The following is a 22042-nucleotide window of genomic DNA, read 5'->3' as shown; positions in this document are numbered from 1 at the left end:
CGGATATTCCGAAATACCGGCCGTATTTCGGTGATCTTTAAGACCTTCGAGCGTCGTGGTTGGCCCATGAATCTCTCCGTGGTCGTCCCGACACTCAACGGTCGGGAAGAGCTGTCACGGTGTCTCGACACCCTGACGGCTCACGTCCCCGACGCCGAGACCATCGTGGTCAACGGGCCGTCGGCCGACGGAACCACGGGGATGGTCCGAGCGCGCGACGACGTCGAGGTGCTCGTCGAGATCGCCGACCGGACGATCAACACGGCGCGTAACGCGGGTATCGACCGTGCGACCGGAGACGCCGTTGCGCTGCTCGACCGTTCGTTCTCGGTCGAGGACGGGTGGCTCGACGCGGTGACCGACGCGCTGGCCGACGCCGCCGTCGTCACCGGACCCACACACCGCAAGCTCCCGGCCGGGATGACGACGGAGGCCCCCGAAGAGCGGACGATCGCGGGGCGTGACGTGACCTACTTCAACCCCGGCAACGTCGCGTTCGCCAGCCACGTGCTGGACGAACTGGACGGCTTCGACGAGTACCTCGACATCGGCGGAAGTCGCGATCTGGCCCACCGACTGGCAGAGAGCGACCACGAGGTGACCTGGGAGAGCGCGATGTGCGTCCGCAGCGAGTTCGAGGCCGACGGCGGGATCCGACAGAAAGACTGGCACGCCAAGTACCGGTCGCTGACCTATCGGTTGGTGAAAAACTACGGCGTCCGCCCGACCGTCGCGCGGCGTGTCGTCGCCCACGCCGGTCGCGACGCCGTCGACTCGCTGCTGGACGTGATCAGAGGGGAGGCCGATCCCTCACAGTGGCTCGGGACCGGCCGGCGCGTCCTTCGTGGGACCGCTCTCGGAGGGAAAGACGGCGTCACGGCCCGTCGTCACGACGCCCCGCCGCGGCGCAATCCGAACGGTCGATCCGCACGCAGAGACCGCGCCGTCGAGGTGTACGACGACCGCGACGACGGCCCGACGGCCTAACCGACATCGGCCGGCGGCTTCCGGCGCTACGGCGCGAGTTCTTCGATGACGCGAACGGGGTTGTTCGAGAAGACTTTCTTCATCGCGTCTTCGGGCACGTCGAGGGTCAGAATCTCCATGACGGCGACGTTCGGGTGGACGTTGGGCGCACCGCTGCCGAAGCAGACTCGATCCGGGTGTTCCATGATCGCTCGCTCCAGGGGGTCCCGGTACCGGACCGCGCTCGTTTCGAGGTAGCACTGGTCGTACGCTTCGAGGAGGTCGATCGACTCGTGCATCAGATCGCGCCGCAGCGGGTGTGCGCCGAAGTGGCCGACGATCACCGGCAGATCGTACTGCAGGAAGTGCTCTTCGACGGCGCTCGGCGGGAACTCCTCGCCGCCGTGAACCAGGATCGGCTTGTCGACGGCGGCGAGTGCTTCGAGGACGGCCTCGTCGGGGAGGCCGTCTCTGGCGGGGTGGAGCTTGAACCCGACGAATCGGTCGTCGTAGGCGTACTGCTCGATGTCTTCGGGCGAGGTGTGGTACTCCTCGCGCGAGGCCGTGATGTTCCTGAGCCGGGAGCCGGCTCCCGCGCCCGGATCGCGGGCTCCGTCGACGCGTGCGAACGCGACCATCGGACGGCCGACGGTCATCCGGGCCACGGCGTTGTTCGCCTTCAGATATCCGCGCTCGCGGTAGTCGGAGTACGTGACGGCACGGACGACACCGGCCTGGTGCATCTCGCGTTCCAGCCGTTCGGGGTCGCCCATCCCCTCCCGCGGACGGCGCGACGCCTCGGGCTCCAGTCGCGCGTGTACGTCGACGACCCGAAACCCGTGCTCCAGCTCCAGCATTGCACTAACGTGGCGGGTTCGGGTAGTAAAGCGTTGACGGTCCGGCCGATCGGACGGCGGCGAGTGTCCTCGAAGGCTCTCTCCCTACCGATGGTTTTATATAGAACCGCTAACGACACATAAGTGAGGTATACAACAATGTCACAGTCCGGCCAGCGACGCATGGGTGGCCAGCCTCTCTTCATTCTCGACGAGGACGCCCAGCGTACGCAAGGAGACGACGCACAGAGTTCGAACATCGCCGCCGGGAAGGCAGTCACCGAGTCCGTACGGACGACACTCGGCCCCCGTGGCATGGACAAGATGCTCGTCTCGGACTCGGGCGATGTCGTCATCACCAACGACGGTGCGACGATTCTCGACGAGATGGACATCGAGCATCCCGCGGCCCAGATGATCGTCGAAGTCGCCGAGACCCAGGAAGAGGAGGTCGGTGACGGTACCACGACGGCTTCCGTCCTGGCCGGTCAGCTCCTGACACAGGCCGAGGACCTGCTCGAAGACGACGTCCACCCGACGACGATCGTCGAAGGCTACCACGAGGCGGCACAGCTCGCCCAGGAAGCCATCGACGCCGAAGTGCTGGACGTCGACATCGACGACGAGACGCTGATCAGCGTCGCCGAGTCCTCCATGACGGGGAAAGGCACCGGCGACGTGGAGGCCGGCGCACTCGCCGAGACCGTCGTCGCCGCCGTCCGGCAGGCGACCGACGGCTCCGGTTCGACGCGCGACCAGATCGCGATTCGGAGCCAGGCCGGCGCGTCCTCCTCTGCGACGGAGCTCGTCGAGGGGATCATCATCGAGGAGGAGCCGGTCCACGGCAACATGCCGAGCTCGGTCGCCGACGCGACCATCGCCGTGATCGACGCCGACCTCGAAGTCCGAGAGAGCAACATCGACGCAGAGTACAACGTCTCCAGCGTCGACCAGCTCAACGCCGCCATCGAGGCCGAAGAGGAAGAGCTGTCGAGCTACGCCGAGGCCATCGCCGCGGTCGGCGCAGACGTCGTGTTCGTCTCCGGTGACGTCGACGACCGCGTCGGCGCACAGCTCTCCAAGGAGGGCATCGTCGCCTTCGACGGCGTCGACAGCGACGAACTCCAGGACGTGACCCACACCACCGGCGCGAGCCGCGTGGGCTCCGTCGACACGCTGGAGGCAGACGACCTCGGCGAGGCCGAGGACGTGAGCGTCCAGAAGTACGGCGACGAGGAACTGGCCTTCGTGCAGGGCGGTGCCAGCTCCGAGACGGTGACGATCTTCGCCCGCGGCGGGACCGACCACGTCACGGACGAACTCGAACGCGCGCTCAACGACGCGCTCGACGTGGTCGTCGCCGCACTCGACAAGGGCGGCGTCGTCCCCGGTGCCGGTGCGACCGAGATCGCCATCGCGGACCACATCCGGAGCGAGGCCGCCTCCATCGAGGGCCGCAAGCAACTCGCCGTCGAGTCCTTCGCCGACGCCGTCGACGTGATCCCGCGCACGCTCGCGGAGAACACGGGCATGGACCCGATCGACGCGCTGGTCGACCTGCGCGCCGAACACGAGAGTGAGGGCATCGCGGGCATCATCAGCGAGGGCCAGACCGGCGTCATCGACGACCCGATCGACTACGGCGTCCTCGACCCCGCCGCGGTCAAGCGCGAAGCCGTCGAGAGCGCCACCGAGGCAGCGACGATGATCGCTCGGATCGACGACGTCATCTCCTCGGACGCGTAACGACGCCCGTCGACGACCACCTTCGATTTTTCTTCGACTGCCGGAGCAGCGACGGCTATCCCACGAATCGAGCCGCCCGCCACACAGACCGCACCGTCGCCGTGTGGCTAAAAACAGGGTGCGGCGTTACTCTTCGACGACGATCGTGCCTTCCATGCCCGCCATCTCGTGTGGGACACAGTAGTAGGGGTGTTCGCCGGCCGTTTCGAAGGTGTGGACGTAGGACTGGCCCGACTGGACGGCACCCTGTCCGTTGTCCCACCCCTCGACTGCGGCCGTCTCGGAGTCGAAGTCGCCGGAGGCCCAGTAGCTCGCGTCCGCCGGTAGCTCTTCCTCTCGGGCCACCACGTTGTGGGCTTCACCGGCGACGTGCTCGAAGGCGACCGTATCGCCGACCGAGACGGTCAACTCGGCCGGCTCGAAGGCCACTGCCTGCATCGAGACGACGTGGTCGGCGTCGTCCGGGACGCCGTCGACGACGTTCGGGCCCCCTTCCAGCGACGATTCGGTCTCTTCCGTCTCGGCGCTCCCCTCGCCGTCCTGGCCGACGGGAGCGTCGTCGAGCGCACCCGCGACGGCGAACTGAGCGCGCAGCGTCGCGTCTGCGAGGCGACCGACGGGCACGTCGCCCTCGCCGTCCAGTCCGCCCGCGTACGCTTCCAGCGCCGCCTCGAATCCTTCGTAGGCCTCGTGGTCGGCTTCTTCCAGCGCCTCGTGGACGCGGGCCTCCTCGAAGGTGGCGTACACGTCCTGTACGATCGCGGCAGCGGCCGCGCCGTTCGAGCCGCCGGCAGCGCCGACGATGGCGTAGATGCCGTCGATCGCGGTGCTCACGAACGTCTGGACGGCACTGCGCACGTCGCCGCCCGACTCCGCGGTCGACCGGATCGCGCCCAGATCGGACTCGAACGTCTCGTAGGTCTCGTGGTCGGCGTGTTCCAGTGCCTCGTGGTAGCCCGCTGCACCGCTCTCGAAGTGCTCGAAGGCGGCCCGTGGAATCGTCGCCGCGCGCTCGCTGTCGCCCAGCGTGGCGACGGTAGCGCTGTCGAATCCGCGAGCGACGAAGTACGCGGTCTCGGCCGCGCTCGCGACGCTGTCCCCGGTGGTGGCCTCGAACTCCAGGAGCGCGTCGAGCGCGCCCTCGTGGTGGGTGGTGACCGCCTCGCTGTCGTCGTTCTCGTAGGCCTCGATCAGGCCGGCCAGGTGCTCCTCCTCGAAGCGGTGGTAGAGGTCCTCGCTGGCCTCTTCGAGCGTCTCGTGGAACCCGAGCTCGTCGGCCTCGAACCGCTCGAACAGCTCCTGGGTGATCGACGCGGCGACCGAGGGCGCACCTCGCTCGTAGCGTTCGCGTGCGTCGGCGAGACGCGCCCGGAAGAAGCCGGCCTGCAGGACCGGGGCGTGGTCGCCGGCCAGCGTCGCGACGCCGGTCCGGAGGTGTTCGTCCACCGTGGCGAGGGCGTCGTCGACGCCTTCGCCGCTCTCGACGGCCGACTGGAGCGACTCCAGGCCGCTCTCGAACCCCTCGTAGGCCTCGTGGTCGGCTTCTTCCAGCGCTTCGTGGGCACGCGCACCCTCGAAGTCCGCGAAGACGTTCCCGACGACCGTGCCCGCCGTCGATCCCTCGTCGGCGTCGGCCAGCCACGCCGCGTCCCGGATCCGCGCCCGGTAGGTGGTCAGCGTCGTCGCGTGCGCGAGGGCCTCACTCGGGCCGCCGAGACCGGCGAGTGCCGCGGCGTCGTACCCCACTGACTGCATCGCTGCGAGGTGACCGGTCCCGGCGACCGACTCGGTTCCCAGCGCGTAGGCACCCGCCACCGCCGCCGACTGGGCCGCGGCGACGGCGTCGGTCACGCCCTCGGCGTCCCCCTCGCTGGCGGCGCGCTGGATCGACGCCAGTCCGGACTCGAAGTCCTCGTAGGCGTCCCCGTCGGCGCTTTCGAGTGCGCCGTGGACGAGCGTGTCTTCGAACCGCTCGGTCGTTTCGGTGGCCACGGTCGCCGCCGCCTCGAAGTGACCAGCCTCGCCCAGTACGCGGGTGTTGGCGGCGCGGCTCCCGAGGAGGAGCGCGTCGAGTGCGCGCGTGGCGTCGTTGCCGATCAGGGCCTGCTGGGCGATCTGGAGCTGGTCGCTGGCCGTCGTCGCCGCCTCGGCGGCGGCGTCGGTGTCGCCGTCTTCGAGCGTCGACCGGAGTTCCCCGAGCGCGCTCTCGAATCCCTCGTAGGCCGACTCGCTGGTCCGTTCCAGCGTCTCGTGAGCGCCGTACTCCCCGGTCGCGTTCTCGAACCGCTGGAAGATCGACTGGGCGACGGACGCTCCCGCGGCGGTCTGGCCGGCACGACCGAGCGCGACGGCGTCGAAGAGCCGGGCGCGGTAGACGTTGAGCTGGGCCGAAGCCGCGAGTTCGGGGCCACTCGACTGTGTCCGGTCCGTCTCGGTCGCTTCGTCGCTGCTCTCGCCGTCGGTCTCGCCGTCGGTGTCTTCCGAACAGCCGGCAAGTGCAGTCGACAGTGCGATGCCCAGACTCGCAAGCACGTCTCTTCTGTGTTGCATACGTGATTTTGGCACGCCTAAAGTACATAAGGCCGTCGAATTTTCGGCGAGCCTAAAAACTGGGGGTGGTGGATAGAGGGACAGACGGTGGCGGCAGCGATGCCCACAGCCGCCAGGGTATGGCCACGGTGGCCGACGATGCAACTGGGACCTGAGACGGTGGGGCTCGACGGTCTCCACGGAGTGTGTTCCCGGAACCAGGGAACGATCACGACCGTCGGCGACCCACGCATTTGTTTAGGACAGCCTAAAAGTAATAAGCCTGTCGGTTTTTCGGAGTGCCTAAAACTAGTACGACAGCTCCACCCGATCGCCAGCGCCGACGCGGAAGGCCTCGTCTCCACGCCCGCGATTCACCGCGAGCTCGACGTTGCCGTGGCTGCCGACGGTGACGAGTCGCTGGCCCGGGTCCACCGTCGCGTACGTCCGTCTGACCGGTGCGGGCTCACCGTTGATCCGGACCTGCTGGCCGAACCGGTCCTCGATCGCCTCGCCCGGCACGTTCGTGATCGCGTTCCCGAAACCGTCGACGACGAGCACCGCGCCGCTGGCTCCGGTCTGACTCACGGTCGGCTCCGGGAAGGCGAGCTCTTCGTAGCCGTCGGCCCGGACGAGATCCGCGACCTCGTGGAGGGAGTCGACGCCGATCTCGTGGACGGCGGCCGCCATCGGCGCGAACACGTCTCGGCCGTGGAAAGTCGCGCTCGCCGGCTCGTCGGTCTCGATCTCGAAGACCTCGATCACGTCGCCGTCGTCCGCGATCGCCCTGGCGGCCGGGAGCGCGACGCCGTTGTCCGGCGCGACGATCGCGTGGTCGCCGACTCGAACGACGATCGCGGCCCGGTCGGTCCCGACGCCGGGATCGACCACGACACAGTGGACTGCCGGCGGGAAGTACGGCAGCACCTCTCGGAGCCAGAACGCCGCGCCGGGCACGTCCTGTCGCGGGAACTCGTGGCTCACGTCGACGATGCGCGCGTCGCTGTCCCGGAGGATGACGCCCTTCATCGCCGCGGGGTACGGCGAACCGAAGTCGCTACTGAGGGTGATCATCACTCCTCGTCACCGACTTCCCAGCGTTCGACCACGTCGTCTTTGGCGACGGTCCGGATCCGCTGGACGCCGTGTACCTCTTCGATCGTCTCGACGACGGCGTCGGGCACGCGTTCGCGCCACGCGTCCCCCTCGATCATCGCCTCCCGGATGTCGCTGCCTTCCAGCCGTTCTCGGTCGAACATCTTCGACTGTCGGACCTCGATGCCCGCCTCCTCGAACAGCTGGATCACCAGCGGGTTGTTGGAGTAGGCCACGTCGAATGTCGGCGACATGCTCTGGACGTGGCTCACCCACACCGAGTTGCGGTTCAGGTCCTCGATGGGGACCACGTACGTGACCAGATCGTTCGCACGCTCGAACTCGCGGACCGCGCGCGTGATCATCATGATCCGTTCGCCGGCAGTGAACGGATCGTGGTCCGTATGCGAGTCGCCCGCGCTTCCGATCCCCAGGACGAGTTCGTCGACCTCGGTCGCGATCTCCTCGACGACCGTGTGGTGGCCGTTGTGGTACGGCTGGAATCGACCGATATAGAAACCCCGCATACCCCATCTCTGGGTGTCGGAAATGATAAACCCGACGAGTGGTCTCTCTCCTCTACAATCGGCTCCCCTCTTGCGGTTCCACTCGTGTGGCAAGCACGGTCGCGGGGAGAAAGTATATCAGTGGACAGTCCCTCCAATCTGGTGTTAGCAACGTTTGTATGAGCGACAATACCGAGATCGACGACACTCCCGACGACGAGCGGGAGGTGACCGGGACGCCGCCCGAAGACGACGACCACAGCGCGGCCGACGACGCTGGTGACACTGTGGAGAGTGGCGGGGCCGAAGGTGGCGGCCTCGACGACCTCGGCAGTGAGGTCGAAGTCGAGAGCGGCGCGTCCCTCGACGACGAAGACGGGCTCCTCGGTGGGCTCGGCATCGAGTCGACCAGCGACATCGAAGTCCCCGACCGACTCGTCGATCAGGTCATCGGGCAGGACCACGCCCGTGACGTCATCAAAAAGGCAGCCAAACAGCGCCGTCACGTGATGATGATCGGCTCGCCCGGGACGGGCAAGTCGATGCTGGCCAAAGCGATGAGCCAACTGCTCCCGAAAGAGGAACTACAGGACGTTCTGGTCTACCACAACCCGGACGACGGAAACGAGCCGAAGGTTCGAACCGTCCCCGCCGGGAAGGGCGAACAGATCGTCGACGCCCACAAGGAGGAGGCCCGCAAGCGAAACCAGATGCGGACCTTCCTGATGTGGATCATCATCGCCATCATCATCGGTTACGCGCTGATCATCCAGGGGTCGGTCCTGCTGGGGATCCTCGCGGCCGGTGTCATCTACCTGGCCTTCCGCTATGGCTCGCGTGGCAACGACTCGATGATCCCGAACCTGCTGGTCAACCGCGCGAACCAGACCACCGCGCCCTTCGAGGACGCGACCGGTGCCCACGCCGGTGCGCTGCTGGGCGACGTTCGCCACGACCCGTTCCAGTCCGGTGGGATGGAGACGCCCAGCCACGACCGCGTCGAGGCCGGCGCGATCCACAAGGCCAACAAGGGCGTCCTGTTCGTCGACGAGATCAACACGCTGGACATCCGCAGCCAGCAGAAACTCATGACCGCGATCCAGGAGGGCGAGTTCTCCATCACTGGCCAGTCCGAGCGCTCCTCGGGCGCGATGGTCCAGACCGAGCCCGTCCCCTGTGATTTCATCATGATCGCGGCGGGGAACCTCGACGCCATGGAGAACATGCACCCCGCGCTGCGCTCCCGGATCAAGGGGTACGGCTACGAGGTGTACATGGACGACACCATCGAGGACACCCCGGAGATGCGCCGGAAGCTCACCCGCTTCATCGCACAGGAAGTCGAGAACGACGGGCGACTCCCCCACTTCGACCGCGAGGCCGTCGAGGAGATCATCCTCGAAGCCCGCCGCCGCGCGGGCCGCAAAGGGCACTTGACCCTGAAACTGCGCGAACTGGGCGGACTGGTCCGCGTCGCGGGCGACATCGCCCGCGCGGAGGATCAGGACGTGACCACTCGCGAGGACGTGCTCCAGGCCAAAGGCCGGAGTCGCTCCATCGAGCAACAGCTCGCAGACGACTACATCGAACGCCGCAAGGACTACGAACTGACCGTCAACGAGGGCGACGTGGTCGGCCGCGTCAACGGTCTGGCCGTGATGGGCGAGGACAGCGGGATCGTCCTCCCGGTCATGGCGGAGGTCACGCCCTCGCAGGGTCCCGGTCAGGTGATCGCCACCGGCCAGCTCAAGGAGATGGCCGAGGAGGCAGTCCAGAACGTCTCGGCGATCATCAAGAAGTTCTCGGACGAGGACATCTCCGAGAAGGACGTTCACATCCAGTTCGTTCAGGCCGGCGAGGGCGGTGTCGACGGCGACTCCGCCTCGATCACGGTCGCGACGGCGGTCATCTCCGCGCTGGAGAACGTTCCGATCGAGCAGAACCTCGCGATGACCGGCTCGCTGTCGGTGCGGGGCGACGTGTTGCCCGTCGGCGGCGTGACCCACAAGATCGAGGCCGCGGCCAAGTCCGGGCTCGATACGGTCATCATCCCCGAGGCAAACACCCAGGACGTGATGATCGAAGAGGAGTACGAGGAGATGATCGAGATCGTCCCGGTCTCGCACATCTCCGAGGTGCTGGAAGTGGCCCTGGCCGGCGAGCCCGAGAAGGACTCGCTGGTCGACCGGCTCAAGTCCATCACCGGCAAAGCGCTCGAACGCGAAGTGGGCCAGCAGAGCGGCTCACCCAGCCCGCAGTAGAACCGTGGCGCGGTGGGCCGCCTTCGCCGGCCTGCTCGCCCTCTCTCTGTTCTTGCTTCTCGCACTCGCGAGAGCGTCCCAGTCTGCCCTGAGCGGCGACGACGACCCAGTCCGGTTCAGGGAGCCCTCGCCACGCGATCCGCGACCGACCGACCCGGTCGTGCCGCGCTTCGAGCGGCCGGTAGCGGACCCGCGGGCGCGGCTGTCGCCCGGTGCCTTGCTCGCCAACGTCGTCGTGACCCAGGGGCTGTTCGGCGCGGTCGTCGTCGGGGCCGCGGTGTACTTCTCGATCCCGCCGTGGGCGCTCGGGATCCCCGAGACCGCGCTCGCCCGTGGGCTCCCCGGCGTCGCCGTCGGGATCGGCTTCGGCGTCGCCCTCTGGCTGGCCAACGAAGCCGCGGGTGCAGTCGCCGACGCCACCGGTGCGGGCTACGACGAGGCCGTCCGCGAACTGCTCGCCCCCGACTCACTGGGTGGGTGGGTGCTGTTGCTCGGCGTCGCGCTGCCGACCGTCGCCGTCGTCGAGGAGGTCGTCTTCCGTGGCGCTGCCATCGGCGCGATGGCGGCCGGATTCTCCGTCTCGCCGTGGCTGCTCGCGGTCGTCTCGTCGGTCGTCTTCGGTGCCGCCCACGGCGCGCAGGGGCGCGTCGGCATGCTCGTCACCGGCGGGCTCGGTCTGGCGCTGGCGGCCGGGTTCGTCCTCACCGACAGCCTGCTCGTGGTCGTCGTCGCCCACTACCTCGTCAACGCCCTGGAGCTCGCGGTCCACGAGGGGCTGGGCTACGACCGGCTGACGATCGAGACGCTCATCGACTAACTTCCGAACGAGAGCTCGGTCTCTCGGTCGACGACCCTGTACCCCTATGCGGCCAACGGCTCGTTGCGGTATCGCCGCGCGACGAGCCACTTTGTTACCACATGCTTAACTTCCTCAGAAGATCATATTATCGCAATTTCGAGTGGACTGCTTTTCCGAGGAGGAAAATTGGGACAAGAAGTATCACTAAGATGGAGAGGGCTGCTCCAACTTCAGTAAAAAGACTGCTCGTGTTATCAGAAACCGCGTTGAGTGTCTGAATTCCGAGGAGAATTGTTATAATTGATAGGTATCCTTTGATTTCATCCATACCTAAAATAATTATCAACACATATAAGTATTTTGTGATATACTATAGGAGTTTATATCCTAATTACATACATTTAATACATGTCTATACGAATGTCAATCTGCAATATGGATCGAAGATCGATTCTAAAGACCGCAGGTACCGCCCTATCAGTACCATTCATTAGCGCAACTGTCTCGGGACAAGGGAGTCGTGGGAGACATAAAAAGCATATTCGGAGTCAAATCCAGACGGCGGTTGCTAACCAAAACTTTGAGGAAGCGTATGCTCTCGCTGAGCATGCGGGCTTTAAACTCAAAGCAAATGATCTAACTGGCGAATTCTCGCCGGGTGAAAAATCAGATTCGGTCCAAACTCAAGACTTTTTCAGCCATTATGACTCAAGCGAATCAAATTGCCAATTTATGGCAAATGATCTCGGCAAAAAGATTGATGTTATGCTAAGCTGGAGCTTGTTTTTCCAAGAAAAAGTAGACATTGACGGAGCACCACCCAAAGATGGAGTAGTTATTGGATGGGAGGACAGCCAATTTGGATTAGATGGTAGTGATTCTATCGAACATAGTTGCCAGGGGTACAGCACATCTGGAGAAGTTGAAGACATTAAAACCGAAGAACCTGACGACAACCCTATCGGCAGTGATGGTGCCTCAGCAGTTGGAATAAAAGTAAGTGATAATGATTTGAGCTTCCAGCATCCGGAGAAAATTGTTGGAAGCCTCCAATTCACTCTGAACAAACAAAACTTCCCGGATAGGGTACCGGGCAGAATCGCAGGAACATACGAACACACCTGGAGCGTATTTGGGAATGCTGGTCTTAATTTCTTAGAAAGTGTTGTTCTTACATATCCTCCGCTCGGGGTGAATATTGATACAGGTGCGGATTCATGGTCGTATCCGGAAGACCAAGAAGAGGCAGAGGCTGTGTTGTGAGTGAATATATTTCCGGTGTTTGAAGAAAAAGACAGCGTCTATAATCGATTATAAATAACTCTGTCTGCGACTTCGAGCCGGACAGTGTCCTCGCCGACGATCGGTTCGAAGCTGTCGGCCTCGACGTGCTTCTCGCCGTCCGGTCACATGATGGTTGCCCGATCGTGGGTGTGTGGTCGAACTTGACGGTCGTCGACTCACTGTCGTCGAAACGCACGCACTCTTCCCCACAGATCTTGTGGGACGGCGTGACCTTCGATCTGACGGGGTCTTTCACGTAAAGCTGGCTGACCTCGCCGCCCGTATGGTCGCCAACACTCTCGACGGTCACGGTCTCGCCTAGCGCGCTGACCGCTGGCTTCTCTCTCTCGCCGTGGCTGCACGCAGCCTCGTCGGTCGTCTTCGGTGCCGCTCACGGCGCGCAGGGGCGAGTCGGGATGCTCGTCACCGGCGGGCTCGGTCTGGCGCTGGCGGCCGGGTTCGTCCTCACCGACAGCCTGCTCGTGGTCGTCGTCGCCCACTATCTCGTCAACGCCTTGGAGCTCGCGGTCCACGAGGGGCTGGGCTACGACCGGCTGACGATCGACCGGGTCGTCGAGCGGCGCTAGAGCGTCAGTCGCGCGTCCTGCTCGACGACGGTGTAGCCCTGTGCGGACAGCGCCGCCACCCGGTATCGCTGGCCCACGAACCACTGTGGCAGCCGTCGGAGGCCGAATCTGCGATCCGAGGTCGTGTCGATCACGACGATCGTCTCGTCGTCGCGGGCCTCGATGTCGACGCGGTAGGTCCCCCACGACTGGTCGCCGACGGTGACCACCAGTTCGAGGTCGGCGTCGTCGCCGGAGTGGGTCTCGACGTGCAGTCGGACCGACCGCAGTCCCAGGAGATACGAGATCTCGTAGGACCAGCCTCCGTCTGTCTGTTCGACCTCGTCGGCCAGTCCCCACTGGAAGACCAGCGGCGGCGGGCTGGCACTCTCGAAGGCCGCACGCACCTCGTCGGGACGCTGCTGGGTCGACAGCGTCGTCGTCCCGCCGGTCTCGAAGATGGGGACGCGGACGGCGACGAACACGGCGAGGGCGACCGCGAGGCCGACCACCAGCGGGAGCGTGATGATCGCGACGGCCGCGACGAGTCCGACGAGGACGGCGATGCCGGCGCTGATCGGTCGTTCGAGCCGTCGGTATCGACGCACGACGGCGGCTACGTCTCGCGGACCGTCGCTGTCTGTGTTGGAGGGCACAGACGCCACTGTCGGTGCCACTCTGGTATACGTTACGTTCTGTCCCGATCGAGCGCGACGGCGGTCCCGTCGGGCCGTCGACCAGCGAGACGCCGGTGTCCGGAACGTCGCCGGCTGGCACCGCCTCGTGCTCGTCACTGTTATCTTTCCCCCTGTCCATTGCCCGACGATGACAGACATCTTCGCGATCCGCTCACAGCGCCAGCGACAGATCGTCGTCGGTGCGCTGCTGGTGTACGTGGCGCTGTTCGTCACGGAACTCTCGACGACGAATCCCTACGCCGGGCCGCTCTCGGACCTCCTCATCGGCGTGCTCGTGTTACTGGCCTGTGGCGTCGGCACTCGGCGGATCAGTCGCGCCCGCGAGACGGAGCCCGTCGCGGTCGCGCTGGTGGCGACACTCGGCATCGCCGGGCTGTCGATCGCCTATCAGGGTCTCGCTGGGTTCGAGCTCGTCCCGCAGATGCGCTCGATCGACACCGTCGGCTCGTTCGCGCTGCTCGTCGCGGTCGGGCTCTACTTCTACGATCAGTACGCGTGAAGTCGTCGGTCGGCGTGCCCGCCACGAGAGTCACTGTTTTATCGCCGAGCGTCCAACGCTCTCTCGATGCGTCTCGACGAGTTCATCGAGGGGTTCGATCGCGACGAGGCCGCCGAGCGGCGTCGCCTCGCCGAAGAGAAGTCCTACGAGATCACGAACCACCTCGAGGACGTCGAACGGCAGTTCGAGGAGACCGTCCAGGGCGACGCGCTCTTTGGTTCGACCGCGCCGGAGATCTTCGTCGGCCGGTCGGGCTATCCCGACGTGTCGACGGGCGTGCTCTCGCCGATGGCGTCCGACGCCGACGCCGAGCAGTTCGCCACCAGCGGCCAGTGGTACCGGGACGGGCTGGGGATCGACGACGTGCTCCAGCGACGGACCGGGATGCTCAACAGCACGCGCTCGGCGAACGTCGACGTGTCGGACGTGTGGGACGGCTTCGTCGGCACGCAGCGCGAGGTCGCGATCGCCGACCATCCCGTCGACGTGGAGGTCGGACTCGACGGCACGCCGGACCTGGACGTTCGCTTCGACGACGTGGGCACGCCCACGGGGCCGCGTGCCAACGCGACGACCGCCGACCTCGCGGAGAACCCACACGTCCCCCGCGCCGTCGAGAAGACCCTCGAGGACGACGACTGGCAGGCAGAGGGCGCGATGAACTACCTCTACCGCCGTGGCTTCGACGTGTACGAGGTCAACACGATCCTCTCGGCGGGTGCGCTGGGCCAGCGCCGTCAGCGCACACTCGTCCCGACGCGGTGGTCGATCACCGCCGTCGACGACACGGTCGGGCAGTATCTCCGGGGCACGATCCAGAACCGCAACACCATCGACCAGACCGAGGTCTGGTACAACGAGTACATGGGCAACCGCTACTGGGTCCTCATGACCCTTGGCCAGTGGGAGTTCGAACTCGTCGAGATGAAGGCCCCCGAGAGCGTCTGGAACCCGACCGGCCAGACTCACTACCTCGCCAGCGCTAACGAGGGCTACGAGGGCCGCACCGGCTACGTCGAGGAGACTGCCGGCGCGTACTACGCCTCGCGGCTGGGCGTGCTCGAACACCTCCAGGAGCGAGACCGCCAGGCGAAGTGTCTCGTCCTCCGAGAGGTCACCGACGACTACTGGGCCCCCGTCGGCGTCTGGCAGGTCCGCGAAGGTGTCCGAAACGCCTTCGATGAGGGTGCTGGCGACGCGAACCACCGGTATCACGATCAGCCCGCCGTCGCCGAGAGCTTCCGCGACGCCGTGACCGCCGTCACCGAACAGCTCCCGGTGTCGCTGGGGACGCTCCGGCGCAAATCCGACATGGTCGCGGGACTCCAGTCGACGCTGGCCGACTTTTGATCGCCGACAGCGCTTATACGCCTCGCCGTCCAGACGCCGGTATGGAACCGCTACAGCTCCCGGTCGGCGTCGAACTGCTCTTCGTCGGCGCGCTCTTATTGCTCTTTCTCGTGGTGTCGCTCGCGCTCGTCGGCGGCGTCTTGCTCGTCCGGCAGAACCGCTCGCCAGACCAGCAACGCCTCGACCGACTGGAACAGCAGGTCGAGGAGCTACAGCGCCGGGTGGATCGACTCGACGACCAGTAAGTTCTTGTTCTGGCGTGACAGATGTGCCGGACGTGATTGCCCTCCAGCTCGGTCTCCCAGGTACGCAAGAACTGATTATCGTCCTTCTGATATTCGTCCTGTTGACCGCGCCAGTCGTTGTGGCTGCGGGACTGGCGATCCGCTATTTCCGCCGGTCCTCGGACGACGGCACGGACGAGCGCATCGCCGAACTCGAACGCGAAGTCGACGAGCTCAGAAAACAGCAGTCCAGCGCCGACAGCGACGCCGCCGACGACCGTCGAGATCGGACCGACGACGGTTCTCACGGGTAACCGCGAGGGCGACACGGACCACACTGGCGTCGTGTGCTCGGAGACGCCCCGACCGAACCGACGGCGTGGCCGACAGCGCGGACTCCGCGAACGCCGACTGCGACAGAACAGTCCGCTGTGTTATTCGGTCGCAACCGGGCCGTCGCCGAGCACTCCACGGACGGCCGACTCGAACTCGCGCCGGTGCTCGAAGTACGGCACGTCCACGTCGGCCATCAGGTCGGCGAGTGGCTGTGGACCGTCGGGCGTACGGATGTCGCTGTCGCCCTCGCGTTCGACGATCGTGCTGTGCTCGATACCCCAGGTGAGTCGGGAGCTCACGCGTGCCAGCGGCGCACCGGCGACCGAATCGCCCTCGCCGAGTTCGACTGCCGGCCCGTCGTCGGTTTCCTCGTCGTCGCTCATACGCCCACGTTCCGAGCGGCCGTGATTAGGGTTTTCGGAACGCTGGCGTCGTTCGACGCGATCGCTACCGAGGACCGTCCCGCTGCTCGCGTGTCGTTTCGCTCTCCCGCTCGCGTGTTCCGAGGCGGTCGCTCCCGCCTCGTATGCCACCCGTCTGACGGGTAGTTTTGAGGGGAGCGGCCCTATGACGTGCCATGACGAGTCTCACAGACGTGTACGAGGGCAACGTCGGCCGGGTGGCCAGCCGGCGACAACAGCTCCTCGGCAGCGCGCTCTTTCTCGTCGGTGGGTCGATGGTCGTGGGTGCCATCGCGCTGGCGACGACGAACGTGGGTGTCCAGTCGCTGGGGCGGTATCCTGCCCGAGAGCTTGCGGGGGTCCTCGCGGGACTCGGCTTACCGGCCGTGTTGCTCGGCGTCTTCGCCGTCCTCCCGGCGTCGCGGTCGGTCCGTGGGGCTGCAATCGTCGGGACGGGAATCACGGCGATCGGTGTCGCCATGTTCCAGCACGTCTATCCCTACGACTGGGTCACCGCCGCGCCGCTGCTGACGCTGGCGACGACGGCCGTCTACTTCTTCGGCGTCGTCACGATCTTCTGGTGTCTGTTCGTCGCACTGGCGACGTTCAAGACCCGCAACGATCCCGGCGGGACGGCCCGCATGGAGATCACCCGCCAGGGGACGATCCAGCTCGTCGAAGAGGCCCGCTCGCTCGGCCGCTTTGGCGGTGTCGGCCTCTTCGGGACGGACCTCGACGGCGAGGTCGAGACCCAGACGAACCGCGAGACCGCGTCGACCGGTCACGACGGCGCGACCGTCACGGGCGCAACACGCGACGACAGCGACGCGGCCGACGACGGCGGGTCGCCGGCCGCCGATCGACGGTCGGCCGATGCCACCCAGACGGAGTCCTTCGATCCCATCGCGGACACCGCCACGGGCTACTCCAGAGGACTACAGACTGAACCCAGCGCCGACGGCGGCGAAGTGATCGAAGGCGACGGAACGGTGACCGGTGGCGCAGCCTTCAGCAACGACGTCCTCGATTCGACGAGCGACGGTGACGAGAACGAAGACTCCCTCGAAGCGTACTGTGGGAACTGTCGACACTTCGAGTACGTGATGGAAGACGGCGAGTCGAGGCCGTACTGCCAGCTCCACGAGCGAACCATGGACGACCTCGACGCCTGTTCGAGCTGGCTGGAACGCTGAGCGATGGGTAGTGTTCAGATAAGAGATCGAGAGTAGCATCGTCGAGGCACCGAAAGCCCTCGGCACGCTCGGCGGTTCTGTGGCGGATATCTTCACTGCGTTCGATAGTGCCGCCGCAGAACCGTCGACCGCACCTCGCCCTTTCATCCACCAGGAATCGGCTGGTTCACCGTCTGAACCCTGGCGGATGAAAGGGCGAGTGCAGTTGCGGGAACCCCGGCGAAGCAAGCACGCGGAGCGCGCGCAGCGAGCCGCGGGACCGCAACTGCACGAGGGCTTTCGGTGTCTATATGTCAGTCAGTGCTGCTGCTTATCTGAACACCGCCGAGCGATGAACCCCCGAGCTTAAACCACTTCGATTGCAATCCCAGTCAACCATGGAGTTCTGTGACGACTGCGGTTCGATGATGAAAGCCGAAGACGGCGTCTGGGTCTGTGGCAGCTGCGGTGCCGAGCGGGCCCGCGACGCGGCGGACGAAAGTTCGATGGTGACCACGCAGGGCCAGGAAGAGAGCGAGATCGTCGACACTTCCGAGGTCGAGGCCGAAGACATGGGGCCGACGACGGACGCACACTGTCCCGAGTGTGGCAACGACCGGGCCTTCTGGGAGATGAAGCAGATCCGGGCCGCCGACGAGTCCGAGACGCGCTTTTTCACCTGTACCGAGTGCGACCACAAGTGGCGCGAAGACGACCACTGACCGTTCGACGGAACTGTTAGGTGAGTTCCGCCACCAGTACGAGGTGTGTCACCTTCCGACGAGCGGTACCCCTCGGTCCCCGAGCGGCGACTCGAAGACGGCGGCTGGACCCGAACGGACGCGACCGTCGAGACGGTGTTTCAGCTCCCCGGGACCCGTGTCGAAGGCGCGACGCTGCTGTACGGTGACGAGCGAACTCGTCGGGCGGCCGCCGAGCACGGCGGCCTCGACCAGCGCTGGCGGTTTTTCTTCGCGACGAAGCTGACGTTTACGCCGTCGCTGTCGCCCGGCATCGGCCCCGCGATGATCCTCCCGACGGTCCGTTCGGAGGCCAACAGGACCTTCAAGTCCGAGCTGCGAGACCGCGGCTTCGAGTCGATCGGACGGGGCCGTACGGAGCGTGTCCGCGTCGCGTCTGGCGAGCGAGCGAAGCTCACGCAGTTTCGGGCCGAACTGCCGATGTCGGGGCTGGACGCGACGCTGCCGATCGCCGGCTGGGTCGGCGTCTGGCACGGCGATGGCTTTCGCATCGGTGCCGGCGCGTATCCAGCCCGCCCCGTGGCCGAAATCCTCGAGACCGACGATCCACCAGAGGTGCTGACGCGAACGCGCCAACAGTACCGCGACGAACTCCTCGATCTGATCCGGGCGATCGAGTAGGTCCGGTGTCTTCTCGGCAGCACCACTCGCTGTCGAGGAAACACCTTTGTTTCGACACTCCGAGACGAGGATCGTGAATCGGACCGGCCACACGCGAGCCCAAGTGCGATCGAACGACTACCGAGATGTCTGAACCAGATGCTCCTGCCCGGAGACTCGGGCGTATGCTGTCGGATCCGCGCGCGCTCGCGGCCGTCGTCGTCGCGACGTGGGTCACAGTGGAGTTTCTCGTGCGCCGTCGCGGAACACCACTGCTCGCCGATGCGGTCGGAAGCGGTGAGGGCGCGGATATGCTCCTGCTCGCGATCACGTTTCCGACTCTCGCTGTCCTGGCAGCAACGATCGGGCGCTGGAGCGGTATCGGGCCCGATCGCTGGCGCTACGAGCTGTCTCCGGGTGCCGTCGCCGGTGGCATCGTCGGCGTCGTGGCCTACTTCGCCCTGCTGCTGACGTTCGCGGTCGTCTACGTCTTCACCGTCGGCGTTCCCTCAGTGCCGACGCCTGCAGGCGGTGCCGAGACGGCCGTCTGGGTCGTCCCGACACTCCTGTTGGTCAACGGTGTGATCGTCCCGATCGCAGAGGAGTTGGCCTGGCGTGGCGTCGTCCAGACGGCACTCGTCGACGCGTACGGACCGGCGCTTGGGATTGCCGTGACTGCTGGGGCGTTCGTGGCGAAACACGTCGTCGTCGACCTCGGCGCACCGACGTTCCGCTTCGTGTCGCTGGTCGTGATCGCGGTCGTCCTCGGCCTCCTCAGACACCGCTATGGAACGGCCAGTAGCACGATCGCACACCTCGGGATCAATCTGCTGGCGACGGGTATCGCCGTCGTCTGACCCTCGACGACGCGTAGTCGCGTCCGCACGGACCGACAGCCGGCGGTGTCAGGGGTTGCGTGCGAACGTCAGGTAGCCGGTGTGCCCGACGCCCCGCGTCGACGGCCGGGTGCCGCGGTCGCTCACGTCGAGCGCGCGCTGAATCGTCTCCAGCGTTTCGGCGTCCCGTAGTCCGGCGTCCCGCGCGGTCTGGATCGCTTCGCGGGCCTGCTCGACGAACGGCGAGTAGACGGCCAGAAAGCCGCCGGGGACGAGCAACTCCGGCGCTCGCTCGACGACCGCCGCGGCGTCCCCGGTGTCGAGTGTGACCACGTCGAAGTCGGTCTCGGCGAGGGCGTCGACGGCTTCGGTCACGTCGCCGCTGCGCACGTCAACTCGGTCTTCGACGCCGGCCATCGCCATGTTCTCGCGGGCCACGTCGGCGAACTCCGGATCTCGTTCGTAGGTCGTCACTGTCACGCCCATCCGCGCGAGGTAGGCCGCGAGGACGCCCGTTCCGGTGCCGGCATCGAGCACGCGGTCGCCCGACTGGAGGCCGGTCTTGCCGACGACGATCCCGATGTCCCGTGGCATCATCGGCGCGCCGGTGCGTTCGAGGTGGTTGAACAGGTCCGGGCCGCGCAGTTCGCGCACGGTGAACGGCTCGTCGAGATGCGTCTCGACGATCTGGCCCGGCTCGGGATCGTCGGGGACTTCCAGCACGCCCAGATCGGTCTCCAGGGTCTCGCCGGCCGCGAGGAGGTACTCGCGGTCTTCGCCCTCGTGGATGAGGAGGTACGTCACTCCAGGCGCTCGACTGCGCCAGCGAGGTCGCCGTCCTCCGCTTCGAGCGCCTCGCGGGCGGTCTCCTCGTCGACGCCGGCACGCATCGCCACCAGCTCCACGTCGTCGTCGGGAATCCCGCTGTCACCGGCGGCGTCGCCGGCCGACGCGTCGGCCTCGCTCTCACCGTCGTCGCCGGCTTCGAGGGCTCGCTCCTCGGGCTCGCCGACGACCTGATAGGTCGACTGGCCCTGGGCCTCCATGAGCTGGACCTCGGCGTCGGTGAAGTACAGCTCCTTGTCGGGGGTCCGAATGATCACTTCTTCGGCATCGATGTCCTCCATGTCGATGCCCATCTGTTCCATCATCTGCTTCATCTTGCGCGGATTGAGTCCGCCGCCGCCTCCTCCGAACATACCCGTCCGTGCGTGGGCCGCCGTCAAAAGGACACCGACCTGCCGTCGACGCTCGCTACGATTCGGACGCGTCCGCAGTGCCGGCACCGTGACGGACTTTGACCGCCATCCCCGTCTCGAAGTCGAGCATGGCTTCGCCGGGTAACTCGGCCCGACCGACGCCCAGGAGGTCGCCATCGTAGTGGACCACCAGCACCTCGTCGCCCGGCCGGATGCCCTCGTCTGCCGACCGGACGAACTTCGCGAAGGCGTTGCGTCCCTCCCGGACGAACGGCTCGCTGTCGTCGCCGACGACGACCTGATGGCGCGCGTCGTCGAGGCCGTCGAGGAGGCGTCGCCCACCGGCGACGCCGAGCGTGAATCGCCCGTCACTGCCGTACTCCAGCAGTCGGTCGTCGCCATCGCGCACCTGTCGCGGTCGCCCGGAACGCGTCGTCGTCACGTCCAGCCCGTCGACGTCGGGGAACAGCGCCTCGTCGGCTCCGGGGCCGAACTGGTAGGTCGCGACACGCGTCAGGAGATCGGTGGCTCGCTCGCTCATTGTCCGGCGAAGGTCGTCGCCGACCAAAAGTCGACTGTTCTCTCTGTCGCAGTACCGACCGGCAAACGGTAGTGTTCAGATAAGCGACTGTCAGCGTAGTGGTGCAGACACCGAAAGCCCTCGCGCAGTTGCGGTCCCGCGACTCGCTGCGCTCCAGTCGGTGCTTGCATCGTCGGGGTTCCCGCAACTGCGCTCGCCCTTTCATCCACCAGGGTCTAGACGGTTCAACGGCCGAATCCTGGCGTCTGTGCGAACAGGGTGAGCACAGGCTCAGGAGAGCGTGCTCTCCTGGCGGATGAAAGGGCGAGTCGTGGTCCGGCATTCTGTGGCGGCACTATCTGAACGAAGTGAAGATATCCGTCACAGAATGCCGGAGCGCGACGAGGGCTTTCGGTGTCTACAACTCAGAAGATGCAGTGGCTTATCTGAACACGATCCGGCAAACTATAGTAGCCATTGAAATTCAATGTTCACCCGATCGCACGACAGCAGTGCGATCGGTGTGTAAATCGTTTCAATTGTTACTATAGCGCGTAACGCCCCGATACTGTGTGGTTTGGTCCCAGTTATCACGGCCGTGTCGGGCGGTTTTGGAGAAACTTATACCGGATGACCCGCTAGTACCGGGTATGGCAACGGATACGCGAAAAGTCGTACTGGGCACGGTCTTGCTCGTCGCGAGCAGCGCGATCATTCTGGGCACCGGTCAGTTAGGCAGCGGTTTCCCGCTGTGGGCGGCCTCGATCGCCGCGCTCGGAATGGCCGCCGGTGCGCTGTTCGTCGGCACCTCGGAAGACAAGCGCCCGGTCTGAGATTGGTTCTGGTCAATCATTCGGT

At 65.7% G+C, this 22042-nt stretch carries 24 protein-coding genes and 1 pseudogene; 15 read left to right on the top strand and 10 right to left on the bottom strand.

Going from position 1 to position 22042, the window contains the following annotated elements; translation table 11 throughout:
- Positions 1-66: 66 nt before the first annotated feature.
- Positions 67-987 (top strand): glycosyltransferase family 2 protein, encoded by a 921-nt coding sequence (locus tag HMUK_RS15515; RefSeq protein WP_015764150.1) that lies wholly within the window; start codon positions 67-69, stop codon positions 985-987.
- 26 nt (positions 988-1013) lie between these two features.
- Here the strand turns inward: HMUK_RS15515 and HMUK_RS15510 are convergent, their stop codons facing one another.
- The gene (locus HMUK_RS15510; protein ID WP_015764149.1) at positions 1014-1823 is read right to left on the bottom strand and encodes an amidohydrolase family protein; all 810 of its coding nucleotides are present in this window, start codon (positions 1821-1823) and stop codon (positions 1014-1016) included.
- A gap of 162 nt (positions 1824-1985) precedes the next feature.
- Here HMUK_RS15510 and thsA point away from each other — a divergent pair, with 162 nt between their 5' ends.
- Positions 1986-3548 (top strand): thermosome subunit alpha, encoded by a 1563-nt coding sequence (gene thsA / locus HMUK_RS15505; protein WP_049940855.1) that lies wholly within the window; start codon positions 1986-1988, stop codon positions 3546-3548.
- Between the two features lie 126 nt (positions 3549-3674).
- Here the strand turns inward: thsA and HMUK_RS15500 are convergent, their stop codons facing one another.
- The 3 genes from HMUK_RS15500 to HMUK_RS15490 all read right to left on the bottom strand — a co-directional run bounded on the left by HMUK_RS15500 (position 3675) and on the right by HMUK_RS15490 (position 7699).
- Positions 3675-6098, bottom strand: coding sequence for a DUF5059 domain-containing protein (locus HMUK_RS15500; protein ID WP_015764147.1), 2424 nt, complete (start codon positions 6096-6098; stop codon positions 3675-3677).
- A gap of 288 nt (positions 6099-6386) precedes the next feature.
- Complete coding sequence (locus HMUK_RS15495; protein WP_015764146.1) at positions 6387-7151, bottom strand: SAM hydrolase/SAM-dependent halogenase family protein; 765 nt, start codon at positions 7149-7151, stop codon at positions 6387-6389.
- A complete protein-coding gene (locus HMUK_RS15490; RefSeq protein WP_015764145.1) occupies positions 7151-7699 on the bottom strand; it encodes a nicotinamide-nucleotide adenylyltransferase in 549 nt (182 codons plus the stop codon). The genes HMUK_RS15495 and HMUK_RS15490 overlap by 1 nt, the downstream gene beginning before the upstream one ends.
- Before the next feature lie 158 nt (positions 7700-7857).
- Between HMUK_RS15490 and lonB the strand changes: the two genes are divergently transcribed.
- Complete coding sequence (lonB, locus tag HMUK_RS15485) at positions 7858-9939, top strand: ATP-dependent protease LonB (protein WP_015764144.1); 2082 nt, start codon at positions 7858-7860, stop codon at positions 9937-9939.
- Positions 9940-9943: 4 nt separating this feature from the next.
- Positions 9944-10756: a CPBP family intramembrane glutamic endopeptidase gene (locus HMUK_RS15480; RefSeq protein ID WP_015764143.1), complete on the top strand. Its 813-nt coding sequence runs from the start codon at positions 9944-9946 to the stop codon at positions 10754-10756.
- A 127-nt stretch (positions 10757-10883) separates the two neighbouring features.
- On the opposite strand, the gene HMUK_RS17305 is transcribed toward HMUK_RS15480, so the two are convergent.
- Complete coding sequence (locus tag HMUK_RS17305; RefSeq protein ID WP_126967059.1) at positions 10884-11066, bottom strand: hypothetical protein; 183 nt, start codon at positions 11064-11066, stop codon at positions 10884-10886.
- Between the two features lie 107 nt (positions 11067-11173).
- On the opposite strand from HMUK_RS17305, the gene HMUK_RS17300 reads away from it, so the two are divergent.
- Positions 11174-12001: a hypothetical protein gene (locus tag HMUK_RS17300; protein ID WP_126967060.1), complete on the top strand. Its 828-nt coding sequence runs from the start codon at positions 11174-11176 to the stop codon at positions 11999-12001.
- Positions 12002-12345: 344 nt separating this feature from the next.
- Positions 12346-12609, top strand: a pseudogene (locus HMUK_RS15475) (CPBP family intramembrane glutamic endopeptidase); the annotation flags it as partial.
- Here HMUK_RS15475 and HMUK_RS15470 read toward each other — a convergent pair.
- Positions 12606-13244: a hypothetical protein gene (locus HMUK_RS15470; protein ID WP_015764141.1), complete on the bottom strand. Its 639-nt coding sequence runs from the start codon at positions 13242-13244 to the stop codon at positions 12606-12608. The pseudogene HMUK_RS15475 and the gene HMUK_RS15470 sit on opposite strands and share 4 nt — an antisense overlap.
- A gap of 169 nt (positions 13245-13413) precedes the next feature.
- On the opposite strand from HMUK_RS15470, the gene HMUK_RS15465 reads away from it, so the two are divergent.
- From HMUK_RS15465 to HMUK_RS15450, 4 genes are all read left to right on the top strand, one after another.
- Positions 13414-13785, top strand: coding sequence for a hypothetical protein (locus HMUK_RS15465; protein ID WP_015764140.1), 372 nt, complete (start codon positions 13414-13416; stop codon positions 13783-13785).
- Between the two features lie 66 nt (positions 13786-13851).
- Positions 13852-15135, top strand: coding sequence for a DNA repair protein NreA (nreA, locus tag HMUK_RS15460; protein WP_015764139.1), 1284 nt, complete (start codon positions 13852-13854; stop codon positions 15133-15135).
- Between the two features lie 41 nt (positions 15136-15176).
- On the top strand, positions 15177-15380 hold the full coding sequence (locus HMUK_RS15455) for a hypothetical protein (RefSeq protein ID WP_015764138.1): 204 nt from the start codon (positions 15177-15179) through the stop codon (positions 15378-15380).
- 32 nt (positions 15381-15412) lie between these two features.
- A complete protein-coding gene (locus tag HMUK_RS15450; RefSeq protein ID WP_206501510.1) occupies positions 15413-15673 on the top strand; it encodes a twin-arginine translocase TatA/TatE family subunit in 261 nt (86 codons plus the stop codon).
- A gap of 120 nt (positions 15674-15793) precedes the next feature.
- On the opposite strand, the gene HMUK_RS15445 is transcribed toward HMUK_RS15450, so the two are convergent.
- Positions 15794-16078, bottom strand: a complete 285-nt coding sequence (locus HMUK_RS15445; protein WP_015764136.1) for a DUF5789 family protein — start codon at positions 16076-16078, stop codon at positions 15794-15796.
- Positions 16079-16272: 194 nt separating this feature from the next.
- Between HMUK_RS15445 and HMUK_RS15440 the strand changes: the two genes are divergently transcribed.
- The 4 genes from HMUK_RS15440 to HMUK_RS15425 all read left to right on the top strand — a co-directional run bounded on the left by HMUK_RS15440 (position 16273) and on the right by HMUK_RS15425 (position 19486).
- Positions 16273-17289, top strand: a complete 1017-nt coding sequence (locus HMUK_RS15440; protein WP_015764135.1) for a DUF7139 domain-containing protein — start codon at positions 16273-16275, stop codon at positions 17287-17289.
- 377 nt (positions 17290-17666) lie between these two features.
- A complete protein-coding gene (locus tag HMUK_RS15435; protein ID WP_015764134.1) occupies positions 17667-17990 on the top strand; it encodes a transcription factor S in 324 nt (107 codons plus the stop codon).
- Positions 17991-18035: 45 nt separating this feature from the next.
- The gene (locus HMUK_RS15430) at positions 18036-18650 is read left to right on the top strand and encodes a hypothetical protein (protein WP_015764133.1); all 615 of its coding nucleotides are present in this window, start codon (positions 18036-18038) and stop codon (positions 18648-18650) included.
- A 164-nt stretch (positions 18651-18814) separates the two neighbouring features.
- The gene (locus HMUK_RS15425) at positions 18815-19486 is read left to right on the top strand and encodes a CPBP family intramembrane glutamic endopeptidase (protein ID WP_015764132.1); all 672 of its coding nucleotides are present in this window, start codon (positions 18815-18817) and stop codon (positions 19484-19486) included.
- A 48-nt stretch (positions 19487-19534) separates the two neighbouring features.
- Here the strand turns inward: HMUK_RS15425 and HMUK_RS15420 are convergent, their stop codons facing one another.
- Genes HMUK_RS15420 through HMUK_RS15410 form a run of 3 tightly spaced genes read right to left on the bottom strand, consistent with a single transcriptional unit; the run spans position 19535 to position 21205 of the window.
- Entirely contained in the window at positions 19535-20269 is a 735-nt protein-coding gene (locus HMUK_RS15420; protein WP_015764131.1) for a tRNA (adenine-N1)-methyltransferase, read from the bottom strand.
- Entirely contained in the window at positions 20266-20664 is a 399-nt protein-coding gene (locus HMUK_RS15415; protein WP_015764130.1) for a nascent polypeptide-associated complex protein, read from the bottom strand. The genes HMUK_RS15420 and HMUK_RS15415 overlap by 4 nt, the downstream gene beginning before the upstream one ends.
- A 55-nt stretch (positions 20665-20719) precedes the next feature.
- Complete coding sequence (locus tag HMUK_RS15410) at positions 20720-21205, bottom strand: PUA domain-containing protein (protein ID WP_015764129.1); 486 nt, start codon at positions 21203-21205, stop codon at positions 20720-20722.
- A gap of 629 nt (positions 21206-21834) precedes the next feature.
- Between HMUK_RS15410 and HMUK_RS15405 the strand changes: the two genes are divergently transcribed.
- Positions 21835-22017 carry a hypothetical protein gene (locus HMUK_RS15405; protein WP_015764128.1) on the top strand — a complete coding sequence of 61 codons (183 nt, stop codon included), beginning with the start codon at positions 21835-21837 and terminating at the stop codon, positions 22015-22017.
- Positions 22018-22042: the final 25 nt, after the last annotated feature.

The sequence above is a fragment of the Halomicrobium mukohataei DSM 12286 genome (assembly GCF_000023965.1).
Lineage (GTDB): Archaea > Halobacteriota > Halobacteria > Halobacteriales > Haloarculaceae > Halomicrobium > Halomicrobium mukohataei.
The sequence above is the reverse complement of the archived record's forward strand: the minus strand, read 5'-3'. Positions and strand labels throughout refer to the sequence as shown.